The organism is Pseudomonas sp. Colony2 (genome assembly GCF_019382755.1).
In the GTDB taxonomy this organism is placed as follows: domain Bacteria; phylum Pseudomonadota; class Gammaproteobacteria; order Pseudomonadales; family Pseudomonadaceae; genus Aquipseudomonas.
The window spans coordinates 5,864,687-5,883,846 of the sequence record NZ_CP080030.1; the positions used below are offsets into that span (position 1 = coordinate 5,864,687).

General features: G+C 61.8%; 13 protein-coding genes. 5 read left to right on the plus strand and 8 right to left on the minus strand.

The features are described 5' to 3' along the window. Positions 1 to 23 precede the first annotated feature (23 nt). Genes JV201_RS23715 through JV201_RS23725 form a run of 3 tightly spaced genes read left to right on the plus strand, consistent with a single transcriptional unit; the run spans position 24 to position 3,610 of the window. Positions 24 to 1,925: a sensor histidine kinase gene (locus JV201_RS23715; protein ID WP_003208735.1), complete on the plus strand. Its 1,902-nt coding sequence runs from the start codon at positions 24 to 26 to the stop codon at positions 1,923 to 1,925. Further along, on the plus strand, positions 1,922 to 3,262 hold the full coding sequence (locus JV201_RS23720) for a sigma-54 dependent transcriptional regulator (protein ID WP_003208736.1): 1,341 nt from the start codon (positions 1,922 to 1,924) through the stop codon (positions 3,260 to 3,262). The genes JV201_RS23715 and JV201_RS23720 overlap by 4 nt, the downstream gene beginning before the upstream one ends. Positions 3,263 to 3,280: 18 nt before the next feature. After that, positions 3,281 to 3,610 carry a GlpM family protein gene (locus JV201_RS23725; protein WP_174717800.1) on the plus strand — a complete coding sequence of 110 codons (330 nt, stop codon included), beginning with the start codon at positions 3,281 to 3,283 and terminating at the stop codon, positions 3,608 to 3,610. 781 nt (positions 3,611 to 4,391) lie between these two features. On the opposite strand, the gene JV201_RS23730 is transcribed toward JV201_RS23725, so the two are convergent. Genes JV201_RS23730 through JV201_RS23755 form a run of 6 tightly spaced genes read right to left on the minus strand, consistent with a single transcriptional unit; the run spans position 4,392 to position 11,652 of the window. Further along, positions 4,392 to 5,789, minus strand: a complete 1,398-nt coding sequence (locus JV201_RS23730) for a sigma-54 dependent transcriptional regulator (RefSeq protein ID WP_003216481.1) — start codon at positions 5,787 to 5,789, stop codon at positions 4,392 to 4,394. Beyond that, on the minus strand, positions 5,779 to 7,557 hold the full coding sequence (locus JV201_RS23735) for a HAMP domain-containing sensor histidine kinase (RefSeq protein ID WP_003216479.1): 1,779 nt from the start codon (positions 7,555 to 7,557) through the stop codon (positions 5,779 to 5,781). Before JV201_RS23735 ends, JV201_RS23730 begins: the two co-directional genes overlap by 11 nt. Beyond that, positions 7,557 to 8,681, minus strand: coding sequence for a GNAT family N-acetyltransferase (locus tag JV201_RS23740; protein ID WP_219406106.1), 1,125 nt, complete (start codon positions 8,679 to 8,681; stop codon positions 7,557 to 7,559). The genes JV201_RS23735 and JV201_RS23740 overlap by 1 nt, the downstream gene beginning before the upstream one ends. A 16-nt stretch (positions 8,682 to 8,697) precedes the next feature. Continuing rightward, positions 8,698 to 9,564 carry a carboxylesterase gene (locus JV201_RS23745; RefSeq protein ID WP_003216475.1) on the minus strand — a complete coding sequence of 289 codons (867 nt, stop codon included), beginning with the start codon at positions 9,562 to 9,564 and terminating at the stop codon, positions 8,698 to 8,700. Then, on the minus strand, positions 9,561 to 10,955 hold the full coding sequence (locus tag JV201_RS23750; RefSeq protein WP_003216473.1) for an aspartate aminotransferase family protein: 1,395 nt from the start codon (positions 10,953 to 10,955) through the stop codon (positions 9,561 to 9,563). The genes JV201_RS23745 and JV201_RS23750 overlap by 4 nt, the downstream gene beginning before the upstream one ends. Further along, positions 10,948 to 11,652: an MtnX-like HAD-IB family phosphatase gene (locus JV201_RS23755; protein WP_219406107.1), complete on the minus strand. Its 705-nt coding sequence runs from the start codon at positions 11,650 to 11,652 to the stop codon at positions 10,948 to 10,950. The genes JV201_RS23750 and JV201_RS23755 overlap by 8 nt, the downstream gene beginning before the upstream one ends. A 229-nt stretch (positions 11,653 to 11,881) precedes the next feature. Here JV201_RS23755 and JV201_RS23760 point away from each other — a divergent pair, with 229 nt between their 5' ends. After that, positions 11,882 to 12,652, plus strand: coding sequence for a MipA/OmpV family protein (locus JV201_RS23760; RefSeq protein WP_102606049.1), 771 nt, complete (start codon positions 11,882 to 11,884; stop codon positions 12,650 to 12,652). 203 nt (positions 12,653 to 12,855) lie between these two features. Here the strand turns inward: JV201_RS23760 and JV201_RS23765 are convergent, their stop codons facing one another. Both JV201_RS23765 and JV201_RS23770 read right to left on the minus strand, forming a co-directional pair. Beyond that, a complete protein-coding gene (locus JV201_RS23765) occupies positions 12,856 to 13,509 on the minus strand; it encodes a DsbA family oxidoreductase (RefSeq protein WP_003216466.1) in 654 nt (217 codons plus the stop codon). A 62-nt stretch (positions 13,510 to 13,571) separates the two neighbouring features. Beyond that, positions 13,572 to 14,591: an alpha/beta fold hydrolase gene (locus JV201_RS23770; protein ID WP_032899419.1), complete on the minus strand. Its 1,020-nt coding sequence runs from the start codon at positions 14,589 to 14,591 to the stop codon at positions 13,572 to 13,574. Between the two features lie 203 nt (positions 14,592 to 14,794). Here JV201_RS23770 and JV201_RS23775 point away from each other — a divergent pair. Continuing rightward, the coding region (locus JV201_RS23775) for a dermonecrotic toxin domain-containing protein (protein ID WP_257903262.1) at positions 14,795 to 19,160 on the plus strand (4,366 nt) is incomplete at its 3' end.

A 19,160-nucleotide genomic window follows, 5' to 3' on the forward strand; every position in this document is an offset into this window, starting at 1 on the left:
CTGGTTGACCCAAGGCATCTGTGATGAAATGCGACCCCAACCTCTTTCGCGCCGCGCCGCCATCACTTGCCGTGAAGCCTCGTCTGATTCGCCAATTGTTCCTGCCGCCGCTGATCATCGCCCTGATGATCGGACTGGGTTACGTCGGCTTCTGGATCAGCGAGTTCTATGGGATCCGCACCCTCAGCGATACCGGCGAACGCCAACTGGAATTGCACGCCCGCACCGTCGAGAGCGAACTCAGCAAATACACCTACCTGCCCAGTCTCCTGGAGCTGGAATCCAGCGTCTCCAGGCTGTTGGCCGACCCGAATCAAGAAACCCGCAAAACCGTCAACGACTACCTCGAAGGCCTGAACCGGCGCAGTCGCAGCCGGGCGATCTACGTGATGGACACCACCGGCCGTGTGCTGGCGACCAGCAACTGGCGCGATGCCGACAGTTACCAGGGTGAAGACCTGTCCTTCCGTGCCTATTTCCAGAATGCCGTGCGCGGCCAGCCCGGCCGGTTCTACGGCATCGGCAGCACCAACGGCGAACCCGGCTATTACCTGGCCCATGGTCTGGAAGAGCACGGCAAGATCATCGGCGTCGCCGTGGTAAAGGTACGCCTGGAAGCGCTGGAAGAGCGCTGGCAGCGGGCGCGCCTGGAGGCCTTCGTCAGTGACGAGAATGGCATCATCATTCTCTCCAGCGACCCGGCCCGTCGCCTCAAGTCCGTGCGGCCATTGAGCGATGACACCAAGGACCGCCTTGCCCACAGCCTGCAATACTACTGGGCGACGCTCAACGAGCTGGAACCACTGGCCCGCGAGCGCCTCAACGAAGGCACCGAGAAGTTGACCTTCCCGGCCAACAGCGAAGTGGTGGCCGACGAGCATGAGGTCAGCTACCTGGCCCAGACCCGCCCGCTGAACGACACCCCCTGGAATTTCACCCTGCTCACCCCGCTGAACGACCTGCGCCGGGCCGCCATCAACCAGGGCATACTGGTGGCCGTAGCCTTTGCGCTGGTGGCATTCCTGCTGATTGCCTGGAACGAGCGCCGCAAGGTGATTGCCACCCGCCTCGCCGCCCGGGAAGCCCTGCAGGAAGCCAATAACCAGCTGGAGCGACGGATTGCCGAACGCACCACCGACCTGCGGGCCAGCAACGAGCGGCTCAAGAGCCAGATTCGCGAGCGGCGCCAGGCCGAGGAAACCTTGCGCCGGGCCCAGGACGAACTGGTGCAGGCCGGCAAACTCGCGGCCATCGGCCAGATGTCCACCAGCATCGCCCATGAATTGAACCAGCCACTGGCCGCCCTGCGTACCCTGTCGGGCAACACCGTGCGCTTCCTTGAGCGTGGGGCGCTGGACACCGCCAGTGCCAACCTCAAGACCATCAACGAACTGATCGACCGCATGGGTCGCATCACCGCCAGCCTGCGCTCCTTTGCCCGGCGTGGCGATGACCAGGGCGAAGCCAATCTGGGCAAGGCGGTGGACGCTACGTTCCAGATCCTCGGCAGTCGCCTGGAGACCCTGCCGCTGACGGTGCACCGCCACTTCAGCAGCGCGCAGTTGCAGATCGACCAGACACGCCTGGAGCAGATCCTGGTCAACCTGATGGGCAACGCCCTGGACGCGATGCAGGCGCAACCGGCCCCCGAACTGTGGCTGGAAGGCGACATCGCCGACGGCAAATATCGCCTGCGGGTGCGCGACAACGGCCACGGGATTGATCCCGAGACCCGCAAGCATTTGTTCGAACCGTTCTTTACCACCAAACCCGGCGAACAAGGCCTGGGCCTCGGCCTCACGCTGTCGGCCAGCCTCGCGGCGGCGACCGGCGGCAACCTCGCCGTCGAGCATCCGGCCAGCGGTGGTACTGCCTTTGTCCTGAGTTTGCCGCTGGCGAGCCCTCAACAAGTCGAGTCGAAATGAACGCAGAAAAAACCACCGACCTGACCGTCCTGATCGTCGAAGACGACCCCCATGTATTGCTCGGCTGCCAGCAAGCCCTGGCCCTGGAAGACATTCCCAGCGTGGGCGTGGGCAGTGCCGAAGAGGCCCTGACCCTCGTCGGTGAAAACTTCGCCGGCATCGTCATCAGCGATATTCGCCTGCCGGGCATCGACGGCCTGGAGTTGCTGACCCGGCTCAAGGCCCTGGATAAAAGCCTGCCGGTGGTGCTGATCACCGGCCACGGCGATATCTCCATGGCCGTGGGTGCGATGCGCAACGGCGCCTATGACTTCATGGAGAAACCCTTCTCTCCCGAGCGCCTGGTGGACGTAGCCCGCCGCGCCCTGGAACAACGCGGTTTGGCCCGGGAAGTCTGGTCGCTGCGCCGGCAACTGGCCGAGCGCGATTCGCTGGAAGGCCGAATCATCGGTCGCTCTCCGGCCATGCAGAACCTGCGGGAATTGATCGCCAACGTCGCCGACACCTCGGCCAACGTGTTGATCGAGGGCGAGACCGGCACCGGCAAGGAATTGGTCGCGCGCTGCCTGCACGATTTCAGCCGGCGCCACTCCCACCAGTTCGTCGCCTTGAACTGCGGCGGCCTGCCGGAGAACCTGTTCGAAAGCGAAATCTTCGGCCACGAAGCCAACGCGTTCACCGGTGCCGGCAAGCGCCGCATCGGCAAGATCGAACACGCCCACGAAGGCACGCTGTTCCTCGACGAAGTGGAAAGCATGCCGATGAACCTGCAGATCAAGCTGCTGCGGGTGTTGCAGGAACGCACCCTGGAACGCCTGGGCTCGAACCAGAGCGTGGCGGTGGATTGCCGGGTGATCGCCGCGACCAAGTCCGACCTCGACGACCTGAGCCGCGCCAACCAGTTTCGCAGCGACCTGTACTACCGCCTCAACGTGGTGACCCTGGAACTGCCGCCGCTGCGTGAACGCCGCGAAGACATCCTGCAGTTGTTCGAACACTTCCTGCAGCAGTCGTCGCTGCGTTTCGACCGCACCGCGCCGGACCTCGACAACCAGACCCTGTCCAGCCTGATGAGCCATGACTGGCCGGGCAACGTGCGTGAACTGCGCAACGTGGCCGAGCGGTTTGCCCTCGGTTTGCCGGCGTTCAAGAAGAGCGGCGCCAGCAGCGGCAACCATGGGCTGGCCTTTACCGAAGCGGTGGAGGCGTTCGAGCGCAACCTGCTCAACGATGCCTTGCAACGCAGCGGCGGCAACCTGACCCAGGCCAGCCAGGAACTGGGGATGGCCAAGACCACGTTGTTCGATAAGGTCAAGAAGTACGGGCTGAGCCACTAGGAGCGCATTGTGGATTTATTGTTGAAGGCGGCATTGGGTGCGGGGGTGGTGTTGATTCTGGCGGCGCTGGCCAAGACCAAGAACTACTACATTGCAGGGTTGGTGCCGCTGTTTCCGACGTTCGCGTTGATTGCGCATTACATTGTCGGCAAGGGTCGGTCGGTGGAGGATTTGAAGACCACCATCGTGTTCGGGATGTGGTCGATCATTCCGTACTTTGTGTACCTGGCGACGTTGTATGTGATGGTTGACCGGATGCGTCTGGAGGCTTCGCTGGCGGTGGCGGCGGTGGCGTGGTTGATGGCGGCTACGATTTTGGTCAGCGTTTGGGTTCGCATGCACGCCTGACATACACCTATCAAAGATGCGGAGCCGAATGAGTGTGTTTGTCCATTTTTTAGGTAACGGCCGATATTGGTTCCGCTCTTACAGCGGCTCACTTTTGAACAGCGCAAAAGTAAGCAAAACGCTCTTGCCCCACCACTCGGCACCTCGCTTAGGCTCGGTGTGCCCTCACTCCGGCTTTGGACCGTGGGCCGCCGTCATGGGCCATCCTTGGCCCAGGACGGCTAACCCGGCGTCCTGCCGGGTTACCCACGCTCCAAAGCCTGCGTTCGGCCAGCGTGGTTTAACGGGGCGCCTAAGATCAAGATCAAAAGCAGATCAACAGCACAGCGGCCTACCGCCCGGCTTGAGTGTTGAAAAGCCAAATCAAAAGCTAAAGCGGGCACGGTCCAAATGTGGGAGCGGGCTTGCTCGCGAAGGTCGTTAACGATGACGCGGGCATTCTGAATGAACGCGGCGCTCTCAGGTTTTTCGCGAGCAAGCCCGCTCCCACAGAAAAGCAGATCTGTTTTCGCTCTGGTTTTTGCTTTTGCTTTTAACACTCAAGCCGGCCGGGAGGCCGCTGTGCTTTTGCTTTTGATCTTAGGCACCCCGTCAACCACGATGGACGGAGTGCGGGCATGCCGAGCCTAAGCGAGGCACCGAGTGGTGGGGCAAAGACCTTTTACTTTTGGCTGGGCCGGCATTCCGGGCGTTTGCCAAAAGTGACTCGCTGTAAGAGCGAAACCATAAGCCGCCGTTACCTAAATAACGGATATGCCCCCAAGCAACCGCTCAGCGCCCCCTAGCGAACAATCTTGTCCACCTGAATCCCCAGCTTCTTCAACCGATACCAAAAACTGCGCTCGGAAATCCCGATCTTCTGCGCCGCCGCAGCCTGCACCCCGTTGCTCTCCTGCAACGCAGCCATGATGTAAGCCTTCTCCACCTCAGCCAGCGCCGCATCCAGATCCTGCGGCACACCCGGCCCGTTGCTGAGTATCGCGCCCACCCCATCCTCAGCAGGCGTCGAAGCAAACAGATACGCCGGCAAATCAATATCCTCGATCACCGGCGTCGCCGCGACAATGGTCGCCCGCTCCACACAGTTCTGCAGCTCACGAATATTGCCCGGCCAGGAATACGCCGCCATGGCCTGCAACGCCTCGGGGCTGAAACCGGTGATGCGTTTGCCCGCCGTGGCACTCAAGGTCTGGGCAAAGTGCCGGGCCAGCGGCGCGATATCTTCCACCCGCTCACGCAAGGCCGGCAGCGGAATCGGAAATACGTTCAAGCGGTAGTAAAGGTCTTCACGAAACTCTTTGTTCGCCACCGCATCCAGCAAATTCTTGTTGGTGGCAGCGATCACTCGCACATCCACCTTGCGCTCGCGCGGGTCACCCACCGGCTCGATCACCCGCTCCTGCAAGGCCCGCAGGATTTTCGCCTGCAACGCCAACGGCATGTCACCCACTTCATCGAGAAACAACGTGCCCTTGTCGGCCTGCATGAAGCGCCCGACCCGATCCGCCACGGCGCCAGTGAAGGCGCCCTTGCGGTGGCCGAACATCTCGCTTTCCAGCAAACCTTCGGGGATTGCCGCGCAGTTGACCGCCACAAACGGCTTATCGGCGCGGTTGCCGTGCTTGTGAATGGCGCGGGCGACCATCTCCTTGCCGGTGCCGCTTTCGCCCGTCAGCAGCACCGTAGCGTTGCTGTCGCGCACCGAGTCCACGGCGTGCAGCACGCGGCGGAACGCCGGGCTGTCACCCACCAGGCTGTCGAACTGCGCATGTTCATCCAACTCGGCACGCATGCGCGCGTTGTCGCGCATGATGTCGCGAAACTGCAGGGCCTTCGCCACCGTGATGTCCAGCTCGTCGATATCGAAGGGCTTGGCGATGTAGTCGTAGGCGCCGTTGCGCATCGATTGCACCGCGTTTTTCACGGTGCTGTAGGCGGTCATCACGATCACCGGCAACTGCGGGTAGCGCACCTTGATTTCCGCCAGCAGCGCCGGCCCGTCCATGCCGGGCATGCGCCAGTCGCTGATCACCAGGTCGATGTCTTCCTGCTCCAGCACCTTGAGCGCGTGCAGGCCGTTGCCGGCGGTAAACACCTGGATCCCGCTCTGGCTCAAGGCCGACGAAAGCAAGTCACAGAGCTTGGGTTCGTCGTCAACTACCAATACGTTATGCGTCATCACCATCCTCATCATCGCCGTCGTCTGCACCCTGGGCCGGAATGTACAGGCTGAAGGTGGCGCCGGCATCTGTCTCGCTGACACATTCGATGCTGCCGTCATGACTTTCCATGATCGAGAACACTTTGGCCAGACCCAAGCCCGTGCCCGAGGCCTTGGTGGTGACGAATGGTGTGAAGATCCGCTCGATCATGTCCGGCGCAATGCCCTCGCCGGTATCGCCGATGCTGATCACCGTGTTGCCGCCCACGCTGTGGATGCCCAGGGTCAGGCGCCCGCCTCCGGGCATGGCGTCGATGGCGTTGAGAATCAGGTTCAGGCACGCCTGCTTGAGCTGCTTGGCATCGGCATAAATCGTCGCGCCGGGAGCCGCATCATCAATTTGCGCGTCGATGTTATGGGTCGCAAGCTCAGGCCCGCAGAAGCCGAGGATCTCCTCCACCACCGGGCGTGCCGCCTGCACGGTGCGCAGCGGCGCACTGGGTTTGGCGAAGTCGAGGAATTCGGTGATCAGGTCGTTGATCCGGCTGACTTCGCTGATCACATATTCGAGGTGACGCTTGTCGGTTTCCGGCAAATCGGCGCGGCGATGCAGCAACTGGGTGGCCGTCTTGATAATGCCCAGCGGGTTGCGAATTTCATGGGCCAGGCCCATCGCGACTTCGCCCAGTGCATGCAGGCGGTCGCGGCGGCGCAGTTGCGCTTCCAGGTGATGCAACTCACCGAGGCGCTCGGTCATGTGGTTGAAGGTGCTGCTCAGTTGCGCCAACTCGTCGCCGCCGCTGACCGCCACACGGTGCTGATAGTTACCCGAGATCACCGCGCTGACGCCTTCGGACAGATCCCGCAATGGCCGGGTCAGGCGCTGGGACACCAGCATGCCCGCACCAAGGGACAACGCCGAGCTGAGCAGGAAGATCAACACGAACAGATTGCTCTGGTTCACCAGGCCCACCAGGCTGGTATGGCGCAGCAAGCCACTGAAGATCACCCCTTGCAGCTCGCCGGCATCGTTGAAGATCGGCCAGTACAAACCGCTGTAGTTGTTGGTGAATTGTTCGCTGGGTTGCTTGGTGCTGCGCAGCGCGGATTCGATACTCGAAGGAATCCGCGTGGGGTGATCGACGAAGCGCTGGGTGGAGAAAATCTCCGAAAACCCGGTGGGGTTGGCCAGGTACAAGCGCAGGTCGAGGGAATGCACATCGGCCACGCTGGTCAGGAAACTGCTGTCCAGATAAGTGGCCACCAGCAGTTGATAATCGACGCCGTCCTCGCTGGTCTCGAAGGTGGACACCACAACCCCGGTGGTCACGCCACCCACCTGGACCGTCTGCAACACCGCATTACTGGCCAGGTTGATTTGCTTGACGATGTCATCGGCGGCGGTGGTAAACACGATTTTGTGGTCACTGCTGCGGATCAGCGCCACCACGTCGATGTCGGTGGCGGCGGCAATATCGGCGGTCAGCTTGTCGTGTTTCTCGGCCTGGCGCGACGACGGCGGTTTGGTATAGCGCAGGAACAGTTGGGCAACCCGGGCGTTGTCGTGGAGGATGTCGCCGATCTCGTCCTTGACGATCTTGGTCGACTCCTGCAGCCAGATGCGCACGTTGCTGTCGAAGATCTGCGACAACGTCGTGGCGGCCAGCTCCGCCGCGATCATCGTCGGAATTACCGTCACCAGCCAGAACGCCAACACCAGCTTGCGCTGGACGCTCCAACGCGAAATGGCAAAGGGGCGGGCTTTTTGGCGGGTCTTGTTGATCATCAGGTTTCGCTTATCGCAGCAGCCATGGCAGGGTCGGATCGATCCGGTCGGAGAAACACTTTTGCAACGAACAGCGCACGGTTGACCAGCCAGTTACGGTGGCGGAAAAACATGCTGTTGCCCTGGAACTCGCAGCCCAGCAGCAACTTGCTGGCATAGCCGGCCTGACCACATTCATATAACGCAATATCGTTGCGAATACAGTAGTCGATGTTGGTTAACCAACTGCGCACCGCCAGGCTGTATTCGCGACTGTAGTTACTGTCTTCGCCGAAAAACTTGTCAATCAGGCGATCCCGGTTAAGCAGGATCAGGTTGAACGCCACCAGTTGCTCGTCCACCCAATAAAGCACACAGACCGCACGTTCCTGCAGCTGTTCAAGGATACCGGTGAAATAGCCTGCCGGCAGTCGCTCGAACTGCAGGTCGGAGCGTTCCAGGGTGGCCTCATACAGCGCCATGATGCGCGGCAGTACGTCGTCGATGTTGCGTCGCCACTCGACACGCGGCCCCGGCGCACGCAGTTTGCGACGCAGGTCCTTGCGGGTGGCTTTGTCCAGGGAACCGAGGTAGGCGTCCACTGAACCAAAAGGGATCGGCAACAAGGCCGTTGGCAGGCTGGGCATGCTCTGGAAACCCGCGCCAAGGCAGCTGTTTGACCAGCCTTCGTCCCTGGTCGGTGCATCCTTGACCGCCACCAGCCCGACGCCGAACGTATCGGCATCCTGGCGCGCGGCAGCGAGCAATTGCGCAAGCAGAGCCTCGCGCCCTGATTCGGCAACGTGGCTGGCGATGCCCGCATTGCACTGCTCCGCCACCGGCGAGCCGATGGCATACAGGCCCAACTTCAAAACACCCGGCCACAGTCGCTCCAGGCGCTCGGTAAAGCGCTTGCCTACGCCTGACACGGTGGTATCCAGGCGATACCGCGTGATGAACGCCGGTGCGACCGCCACCAGCGTTGCCTCGTCAAACACCGCGAGGTAGCGCCACTGGAAATCATCAATAGCGGCGTTTTCCACGGCCACGTAATAGTCCCAATCCTCCAGGGCATCGGGAAAACAGTCGTTCCAGGCACTGCGTTCGATGGCCCGAATGGTCGAAAAGGCTTGGGCGGTGATCACGTCAAATCCTTAGGGTTCAAGCCAGCTGTCGATAATCTTCAGGTGCCTCTGTGGCGTGTGCGTGCTGCCCGACAAACTCGGCACTCAACTCGATCACCCGACGGTATTGCAGGTCGACGGTGATCATGTGGTAGCAGTTGTCCAGCAGGATCTTGGTCACGGGGCCGCCGAGATGGCGTTCCACGTAATCGGCGTTCCAACGGCTGGTGATGTCATCCTCGATGGAATGCAGCACCAGGGCCGGGGTCTTGATCGATGGCATGAGCTTCTTCACCACGGCATTCATCCAGTGCAACTCGCGCACCGTGACGCCCTCCATGGTCAAGAGACCTGCCTCGCTGCTCTCCCCTTCCTTCATCTGCCGCTCGACGATCGCCCGCAGGCGCTCGTTCTTGATGCCGTAGGGCGGCTTTTCAGTAAAGCGGAACAGGCGCACACCGAAGGGAATACGGATCAGCAAGGGCGTGATGAACGCCATCTTGTTGATGCTCCAGCCGTCGTACTTCAACGTCGTGGAGTACATCAGCAAGCCGGCAACCTGGCCGGGGAACTGCGACGCCACGTACATCGACATCACCGCGCCCATCGACAAGCCGCCGACGAATACCTGCTCGTGACGCTGTTTCACCGCAACGAACGTCTTGCGCACGCCTTCGTACCAGTCCTGCCAGCCGGTGGCTTGCAGGTCGCTGTTGTCCCCGCAGTGGCCGGCCAGGGTCGGCACGTACACCGTGCAGTTACCGACCTTGGCCAACCCCTGGGCCACCCGACGGAGTTCCGTCGGGGTGCCCGTCAGGCCGTGGATCAACAGGATCCCAATCGGACCGCTACCGAGAACGAAGCCGGCATCACCTTCACCGAGGTCGATCTCGTGGCTGCTCACCGTTTGGTCGCTCGCACAAGCAGTTGCTCGAGCAGCTTCAGGCCCAGGTCGATTTCCGGGTAGCTGATTTCCAGCGACGGTGCCAGGGTGATCACGTTCTTGTAGTAGCCGCCCACGTCGAGGATCAGGCCGAGTTTCTGACCGTCAACCACCATGTCGCCCTTCATGCCTTCCTCGACCATGTAGTCCAGGGTCGCCTTGTCCGGAGTGAAGCCGTCCGGGCCGCAGATTTCGCAGCGCAGTGCCAGGCCCAGGCCGTCGACGTCGCCGATGATCGGGAAGCGTTTTTGCAGCTCTTGCAGGCCGGCCAGGAAGTATTTGCCCTTGGCCATGACCATTGCGCCGTAATCGACTTCGCTGGTCATCTTGAACATTTCCAGGCCTACCGCGGTGCCCAACGGGTTGGACGCGAAGGTGGAGTGAGTGGAGCCTGGCGGGAAGATCTTAGGGTTGATCAACTCTTCCTTGGCCCAGATGCCGCCCAGCGGGTTCAGGCCGTTGGTCAGCGCCTTGCCGAAGACGATCACGTCCGGCTTGACGTCGAAGTGTTCGATCGACCACAGCTTGCCGGTACGCCAGAAGCCCATCTGGATTTCGTCGACAACCATCAGGATGCCGTGCTGGTCGAGGACCTGCTTGAGCTCGCTGTAGAAGTTCATCGGCGGGATCACGTAGCCGCCGGTGCCCTGGATCGGCTCGACGTAGAAGGCGGCGTATTCGCTCTGGCCGACTTTCGGGTCCCACACACCGTTGTATTCGGTTTCGAACAGACGGGCGAACTGCTGCACGCAGTGGCTGCCGTATTCTTCCTTGGTCATGCCTTTAGGGCCGCGGAAGTGGTACGGGAACGGGATGAAGTTGGCGCGCTCGCCGAAGTGGCCATAGCGACGACGGTAGCGGTAGCTCGAAGTGATCGACGAAGCGCCAAGGGTACGGCCGTGGTAGCCGCCTTCGAAGGCGAACATCAGGCTCTTGCCGTTGGTGGCGTTACGCACCACTTTCAGGGAGTCTTCGATGGACTGCGAACCGCCCACGTTGAAGTGCACACGACCGTCGAGGCCGAATTTTTTCTTGGCGTCGACTGCGATCATTTCCGACAGCTCGATCTTGCCTTTGTGCAGGTACTGGCTGGCGATTTGCGGCAGGGTGTCGATCTGCTGTTTCAGCGCGTTGTTCAGGCGCGGGTTGGCGTAACCGAAGTTAACGGCCGAGTACCACATTTGCAGGTCGAGGTAAGCCTGGTCTTCGGTGTCCCACACGTAGGAGCCTTCGCAGCGGCTGAAAATGCGCGGCGGGTCGATGTAGTGAACGGTGTCGCCGTAGGAGCAGTACTTGGCTTCTTTATCCAGAAGAACCTGGTCTTCTGCGGTAGCGATGCGGATATCAGACATGGTGGAAGAGTTCCTGATTGTCGGAAGAGGTGCTGAAGGAGGTGGCGTTGGCGGCGATGCCCTGAGGCAGCTTGGCCAGCAATGCCGGCAGATCGGCGAAGGTGTCGAACCGCGCGTAAGGGATGTTGTTGGTTTCGCAGTAGTCGGCCAGGCTGGCCTTGGCGAAGACGAAGTCGGCGGTGGAGGCCACGCACATGTCGGACTTGCCGTCGCCGATCACCAGCACGCGCTTGTTGCGCGGCGTGGACTTGCACTTGCAGTTGCCGGAGGCGGCACGGCAGGCGTCGCTGGCATACGGGAAGTCGATGCGCCAGCTGTTCTGGTCGACCTGGCGCAGGCGGTTGGCGAGGATCGGCAGCAAGGTCACGTAGTTGCGCGACAGAATCCGCGCGATGCCTTGTTCGATGCCATCGCTGACCACTTCAATGGAAGCGCCCAGGCCCATGACGTGGTCGACGAAGTCCGGGAAGTCCGGATCGATCTCGACGCTGTCGAAATACGCCAGCAACTCGGCCGGGGTCGCCTTGATCAGCGCCAGTTGACGGCTCAGGCATTCGCGCGAACCGATGTGCCCATCCAGCCATTCCTGCTCGATGGTTTCCCACTCGGGGCCGGCGAAGCGTTGGAGGACGTTGTCGATGACGTCGGTAGGAGTGATAGTCCCGTCGAAGTCACACACGATATGCCAGTGGATCATCTGCATTTACCTATGAAGTAGGAACGCGCTGTTGCGCTTGCAGGGGATAGAGCATGGAGTGTGCCAAGTGCCACCAACCCCTGTTTTCAAAGGGTTTGGCGGGTATCGGCGTGTGGTTGTGTCGGAACTTGCTACAATTTTTGTAGCTTGCTACAACCTAGATGAGTGCTTGCCTAAGGCAGGGCGTTTGCGCGTTCATGCGCGCATGTTCACAAAAGGAAATGGCTCCATGTTCAGGGTTACTTTTGCTGTATTCACCGGTTTGCTGGGGCTGTGGGGCGTTTGCGGCGCTGCGCTGGCGGACGGAATTACCGGTGAAGCCGGCGCAGGCGTCAGCTATCAGCCCCACGATCCCACGGGCAGCCGCTACGAAACGCGGCCGATCCCGTATTTCGACCTGGATTGGGGGAGTGTCAGCCTGGGTTCCGACGATGGGCTGACCTGGAGTGCGCTCAATACCAACGGTTTTACCGCGGGGCCCTATATCAATTACCTGCCGGGGCGCACGGCCAATGGCTCGTTGCGTGGGTTACGCGATGTTTCGGATATGGCCGAGATCGGCGGCTTCATCCAATACGCTCCGGCTGAGTTCTGGCGGGTGTATGCGCAGGTGGGTCAGGCCGTGGGCGGGGCGCGTGATCAAAGCGGCGTGGTGGGCAAGCTCGGCGGCGAGTTGGGTTATCCGTTGGGGAGCGGCATTATCGGCAGCACCGGCTTGATGGCGCACTTTGCCGATGCCCGCCAGGCGCAGACGTTTTTCGGGGTGGATGCCAATGAGGCTGCGGCCTCCGGGTTTCGGCCGTATAACGCCAGTGCCGGGTTTCAGAACCTGACGCTGACGCAAAGTTTTGAGTTTCCTTTGGATGCGAAGTGGTCGCTGTTGACCAGTGCCAGTTGGATACACCTGGTGGGGTCAGCGGCCAATAGCAGCATCGTCAAGGAGACCGGGGATGTGAATCAGGGGCAGGTGCAGACGGCCATCAGCTATAAGTTTGATTGAAGCAACAGCAAAATCAAAGGCGGGCACGCTCCAAATGTGGGAGCGGGCTTGCTCGCGAAGGTCGTTAACGATGACTCGGGCATCCTGATTCAACGCGGCGCCCTCTGGTTCTTCGCGAGCAAGCCCGCTCCCACATAAAGCGGCTCTGCTTTTGCTTCTAACACTCAGGTCGGCTGCTTTTGATTTTTATCTGACAGCCCCATTCAGCCCTTGGCCTCACTGATAATCTGCCGAATCGCCCCGACAAACGCCTCAGCCGGCTGCCCACCACTCACCGCGTACTGATCGTTGAACACGATGGTAGGCACAGAAGTCACCCCGCGAGATACCCACAACTGCTCCTGCTCCCGCACCTCGGCGGCATATTCGTCCGAAGCCAGAATTTCCTCTGCCCGCACACGGTCCAGCCCAACACCCTCGGCAATCCCCGCCAACGTCCCGTGATCAGACGGATCCTGCTGGTCAGTGAAATACGCCTTGAACAATGCTTCCTTGAGGTTGTACTGCAACCCCTCAAGCCCCGCCCAATGCAACAGACGATGCGCATCAAACGTGTTGTAGATACGACTCTGCCCGTCCGTACGAAACGCAAACCCCAACTCCGCACCCATATCACGAATCCGCGCCCGGTTAGCCTGGGACTGCTCAGCCGTGGAACCGTACTTTTCAGTGATGTGCTCGGTAATGTTCTGCCCTTCGGCAGCCATGTTGGGGTTCAGCTCAAACGGCTGGAAATGAATCTCGGCCTGCACCTCCGGACCCAGTTGGTCCAGGGCCTCGGTCAAGCCACGCAGGCCAATGATGCACCAGGGACACGACACGTCGCTGACGAAATCGATTTTCAGGGGAGTACTCATGACTAGGCAACCTCGCTGGCATTAAACGCCGGAAAGGTCCCACGATACACCCCGTCAAGCCCTTACAAAACCTTCGCAGGCACCACCGGGTCGATCTGCGCCCAATGCGCCGCATCCTGCCGATGCGCTTGCAAGTAGGGCAAGACCGCCGCCAGCAACGGCGCCTTGAACGCCTCCTGGAAACGATGGGCCAGCCCCGGAATCAGCCGCAGCTGGCTGCCCTGGATATGCGCCGCCAGGTGCACCCCATGCATCACCGGCAACAACGGATCGGCCGTGCCATGCACCACCAGCGTCGGCACCCGCAGTTGATTGAGCAACGGCACCCGGCTCGGTTCGGCAAGGATCGCCATGATCTGGCGCTTCACACCGTCAGGGTTGAACGCCCGGTCGTACGACTGCGCCGCCTGCTGCAACAGCACCTTGCGGTCATCCTTCACATAAGGACTGCCCAGCGCCGCCAGCAGGTCGGCCTGTTGTTCCAGGGCCACTTCACGATTGGGCGCGCTGCGGCGCGACAACAGTTGCACCAGCGCCGCACTCGGTGCCGGCAGGCCTTCGGCGCCGGAGCTGGTCATGATCAGCGTCAGGCTTTCCACCCGTTGCGGCGCCATGGCCGCCAGGTGCTGGGCGATCATGCCGCCCATGCTCGCGCCCAGCACGTGGAATTGCTGGATGTGCAAGCCGTCCATCAAGCCCAGTGCGTCGTCCGCCATGTCGGTCAGGGTGTAGGGCGCCGCCACCGGCAGACCGAGCTTGTAGCGCAGCACTTCAAAGGTCAGGTTGGCGCTGGCCGGTGCCTGGCGCCAGGTGGACAGCCCCACATCACGGTTGTCATAACGAATCACCCGAAAGCCCTGCTCACACAGGGCCACCACCACTTCGTCCGGCCAGTGGATCAACTGCCCGCCCAGACCCATCACCAGCAGCAAGGCCGGGTCGGAGGCACGACCAATGCTCTGGTAGGCCAGGCTCACCTGTTCCAGATCAACCCGTTCAGTCGGGACATTCACATCACATCGAGAAGCCGCAAAGGACGGCAGGCCGAATAACAGAGCGGCCATGAAAAACAACACGCGCATGAAAAACACCGAAACGCAGAACCCCAGTAGAGCGCGAGTCTGATGAACTTTGTACAAGCGCGCTGCCACAGTTCAGTGACAGTTTGATGAAGGGCGCCCAACGGTCATCCGCGTATCTATCTATCACCTCACGCCCTGGCCCCGCCTTTTTAATGGTGCATTCACCGGCAAGCCCGGTCTCACCAGAGCATGAACACACCATCATGAGTGACCTCACCCTACTTCCCCCGTCTGCCACGCTGAGCGACTTCGCCTCACCGTCGCTTCCAGGCCAGGCCCGCCTCCAGGACCAGAGCCTGTCCCTGCAAGCCTCAGCGCGCTGGCGCGAAAGCCAACAGGAGCTGCATCAACTGATTGCCCAGGCACCCGGCGTGCGCGACTCCATCGAACAACTGCTCACAGAGCATTGGCAACTGGGCGCCGCACCGGTCGGCCTGGGATTTCTCAAGACCGAAGATCACGACGAGCACTTCGTCAGCCTGGTGGATGCCTGGGGATTTATCTGCCAGTTTCCAGACATCTCCCCCACCCTGGATGCCCGCAGCACCGTGGTCGGCCTGGCGTCCCACCGCCTGTCAGCCCTCACGCCCGTGCAATTGCTCAAGCGGCTCCAGGCACTGGGCCTGGGGAAACTGCTCAGCGCCCGCTGGGAAAACTATTGGAGTACCCGGGCGCCGGGTACGCCGTTGTCCCGTCGCGAGCGGGCGGCACAACTGTACTGCCAGCATTTCGAGGCCTGCGGGCAATCGGCCTATGCCCAGGGAAGGCTGGGTGCCCAACAACTGATCTCGTTGCAGACAGTGCTCAACCCGGTCACCACCCCCAATGGCGTACGCCCCGTCGAGACCTGCCAGCTGGCGTTGCTGCTGCCCGACCAGAGCAAGGTCAAATTGGCTGGCGCCTGGGTCATCTCCGTGGGCCAGGAGCCGCTGTTGACACAAACCCTGTACCTGCCCTGCCGGCAACCCGGCGTGATGGTCTTCAGCCAACGCCGCGACATGGAGCAGTGGCTGGTCGCAGCGCATCAGCAACTGATCCCGCCGGACGTCGCGGCTGACGCTGTCACCGTCGAATACAGCTCGCGCACCGAACCCCTGGAGCACGGCATTCTGGACCTGCTGTCGCACCTGCACGCGGCTCAGTTGGAAAGCCTGCGCAACCGTCATCGCAATGGCAGTGACCTGGCCCGTTACGCCAGCCATGCCCTGGATGATGCCGACCGCCTGGACAGCCAGCGCCGGGAAATCCCGATGCTTATCGCACCGCATCAACCGGCAGATACGCCCGGCCCGGACGCTGACGACCTGCCTCCTGCCCTGCCCTTCGGCCATCTCAGCGCCGACATTGCCCTGGGCCAACGCTGGGCCGCGATCAGGCTGCAACGCAGCGCACTGGAGCGCTTCCTGGGCGATGGCCCTGAGCAAACCGCCCGGCTGGCGCAGTTGAAGGGTTTGATGCAAGCGCTGAAAGACGCAGAGCAGGCCGGCAATGATGCCGCCAGCGGCCTGCTGGCAAAAAAAGCCGCCTTCGATCAACTTGAGCTGCGGCAAAAACCCAATCCGGACTATGACGCGCTCTACCAAGCGCGGCTCGCCGCCCTGCGCGCCGAGGGCGCCATCCAGCATGCGCTCCAGCAGATCAGCGATGAAGAACACGGCCTGCTCCTGGCCGTCACGGAACACCCCGCGGCCCCGGAACGCCGCCCGGCTGTCGCGGTGACCCGCCTGATCCTCTCCAGCCGTGACCCAAGGGAAGGTTCCGAGGAGCTGACAGGCCTGTTGCTCATCACCCAGACCAGCGCGCTGACCTCTTCGGTGCCCCACAGCCTGTTGCTGTACTGGCCAGGCAATGCAGGGGGCCTGCAGCGTTTCGAATCCCGCCAAGCCCTGGAACACTCGCTGTTCAAGCTGTCGAGCGAAGCGCAGGACGTCACCCTGCAATTATCGCTGCTGACCGGCGACCCGATTGAATACTCGTTGCAACAGCAGCTGTACGCCAGCGAACAACAGGCGTATGCGCTGATTTCCCTCTTCCCGGTGCCTTCGTTCGGCCAGGAGCGAACCGAAGGCCTGGACAGACTCAAAGAGCAAACCCTGTTTACCCTGCAAACCCCGGTGTGCCCGGCGCGGGAACTGGCGTATGGACAACTGCTCGAGCAACAACGCAGCAGCACCCTGGCCGGGGCACTGCCTGGGGAGTTGAGCCAGTTGCCGGCAGATGAACGCCTGGCACTCAAGCACCTGATTCAAGCGCAGATCAGCGCCCTGCATCGCTCGCAGCAATTGCTAGAACGCGAGCTGGAACCTTTCGACGATTTCGGCCAGCGCCGCCTGGACCAACGCCTGCGCGAAGACTTCCAGCTTGAACACACCTGGTCGGTGCAACTGGACCTGCCCGATACGGTCAGCCAGGAGCGCGAATACCTGTCCGAATACGCGGGCCCGGGTACACCGTTCAAGTATGTGACGGTGCCCAGTGCCCGCCGCAGCACCCTGTCATTGTTGCAACTGGCCCAGCAAAACATCGACCCGACGCTGGCCCAGCGCCTGACCTACATGAAGCTCGATGTCTCCGGCCCCAATGCCCCTGAAACCACCCGGCTGACCACCGGCCTGTCCCTGGAATACCTGAAGACCCTGGTCAAAGAGCTGGACCTCGCCGGGGCCTACGAAAGCTTGATCACCCGCACCTTCCTCGGTGATCCCGCGGCGGCGCCCTTCACCACGCAGCACCGTCGCGAATGCCTGACCGAGCCGCTGCGCCTGATGCTCATGCTGCTAGGCAAACGCGCGCGGGCCCTGGGGCGATTCGACGACAACGATCTGCGGCTACTGAACATCGCCATCGACGCCGACAACGCGGATGCCTGGCAGGTGGAAGACAAGAAAATCGTGCTGCTGCCGGCCACCCTGAGTGCGGGCGGTGAAGATACCGACTTCGGTCCGACCACCCTGTCAGGGGTCACCTTCATCCAGGAACAAATCTCCGGCACAACCCTGCTGTACCTGCCAAACAGCCCGGACAACCAGGACCTGCGGCGCTACGCGAGCCTGGAACTGGCCCGCAAGGCGCTCTACGACCTCAGCCTGGTCAGCGGCATGAGCGCCTACCTGGCCGGCCTGGCCATCAAGGGCGACACCGCCGCCCACCTCGCCCGGATCGCCCAGGCCCAGCAACGGAATTTTGATCCAGTCTTTGCCGTCGGAACCCCGTGGCCGGCCACCACATCGCTGGCCGCCCATTTGCTGAACGCCCATATGGGCCGCGTCATAGAAGCGCATCGCGCGACCTCACGCTCCAACGCGGCCTTGTTGCTGGAGCAGAATGCGCTGCGCGCCGGGCTGATCTTCAACTACCTGAAAATCGCCCTGGGGCTGGTGCCTTTCGTGGGTTCGGTCGTCGCGTTGTATGACGCCTGGTCCAGTGCCAACCTGGCCACTGCTGCGTTCCTGCGCGGGAACGTCGGCCATGGCCTGGCCGAGGTCGAGGCGGTGCTGTTGTCGCTGATCGACTGCGCCATGGACATTCTGCCGGGCAGCCTCGTCCTGCCGGTCAACGCCCGCGCTGCCACCCGCGAGCGTCAATTGCGCCATCTGGCCAGCAGCGCCGCCAGCCTGCACCTTCCCTCGGTCACCCAGGCTCGGCGGGCGGCACAGCGTTTCGCCGGTTATGAATATGAAGGAGTGATCTCGCTGGCCGGGCTGCAACCGCAGACCCACGGTTTTTATCGCAATGTGTACCGGCATACCGAAGGCGACTTCATCATGCGGCGCGGGCGCATCTATCAGGTTGAGCTGGCCGGCGATCCCCTGGACTGGCGCCTGAGCCCGACCCGCGGCAAAACCTACAAGCAGCCGATTGCCCTGGATGAAAACGGCGAATGGGACACTCACTACGGCGTCTACGGCAGCGCATTCAAGGGCGGCCTGGCGGGTGGCGGCAGCGTGCTCGGGCATATGGCCGAAGTGCTTGATCCGATCTGGCCCCAGTCGATCCGTGATTACTTGCCACGCTGGTGGACCGACCGCGCCCTGCGCCGCCAACAGGCGCTGGCCAACAGTATCAACAGCCGCGAAGACCTGATTGCGCTCTCCATTAACCGAACCGAAGAACTGATGGCCCGCACCGACAGCGCAGGCCCGGCGATCCGCAGATCCTTCGAGCAGGACATCGAACTGTACAGCCGCCAGTATCAGGAACTGACGGAGTTCGTGCCCTTTACCAGCGGCAACCGCCAGCGCGCGATCAGAGAGGACATGAGCCGCAATGCGGCGCGCCTGACCCTGACCACCCTGAACCGGGCGCGCTATCACTTCAAGCAGATCGAGGCACGGATCCTGGAGCTTGGAACCCATAACATGACCGCCATCAACCCCGAGATTTTCGACACCTTGGCGCTTGTTCCTGCCGTGCTGGACATTCTGCGGCAACGTAAAAGGATCAGTGTCGAGATTCTGCGCGACCTGGACATAATCGATGCCGACTTTCCCCAATTCAATCGCTGGTTCGAACAGGTGACTGACACCGCCCACCGTGCCCGGCTAAGCCCGATGCTGGAACGGTTCCGAC

Coding starts and splice junctions, on each gene's coding strand:
- JV201_RS23715 (WP_003208735.1), top strand. CDS start 24: ATGAAATGCGACCCCAACCTCTTTCGCGCCGCGCCGCCATCACTTGCC.
- JV201_RS23720 (WP_003208736.1), top strand. CDS start 1,922: ATGAACGCAGAAAAAACCACCGACCTGACCGTCCTGATCGTCGAAGAC.
- JV201_RS23730 (WP_003216481.1), bottom strand. CDS start 5,789: ATGACGCATAACGTATTGGTAGTTGACGACGAACCCAAGCTCTGTGAC.
- JV201_RS23735 (WP_003216479.1), bottom strand. CDS start 7,557: ATGATCAACAAGACCCGCCAAAAAGCCCGCCCCTTTGCCATTTCGCGT.
- JV201_RS23750 (WP_003216473.1), bottom strand. CDS start 10,955: ATGTCTGATATCCGCATCGCTACCGCAGAAGACCAGGTTCTTCTGGAT.
- JV201_RS23755 (WP_219406107.1), bottom strand. CDS start 11,652: ATGATCCACTGGCATATCGTGTGTGACTTCGACGGGACTATCACTCCT.
- JV201_RS23760 (WP_102606049.1), top strand. CDS start 11,882: ATGTTCAGGGTTACTTTTGCTGTATTCACCGGTTTGCTGGGGCTGTGG.
- JV201_RS23765 (WP_003216466.1), bottom strand. CDS start 13,509: ATGAGTACTCCCCTGAAAATCGATTTCGTCAGCGACGTGTCGTGTCCC.
- JV201_RS23770 (WP_032899419.1), bottom strand. CDS start 14,591: ATGCGCGTGTTGTTTTTCATGGCCGCTCTGTTATTCGGCCTGCCGTCC.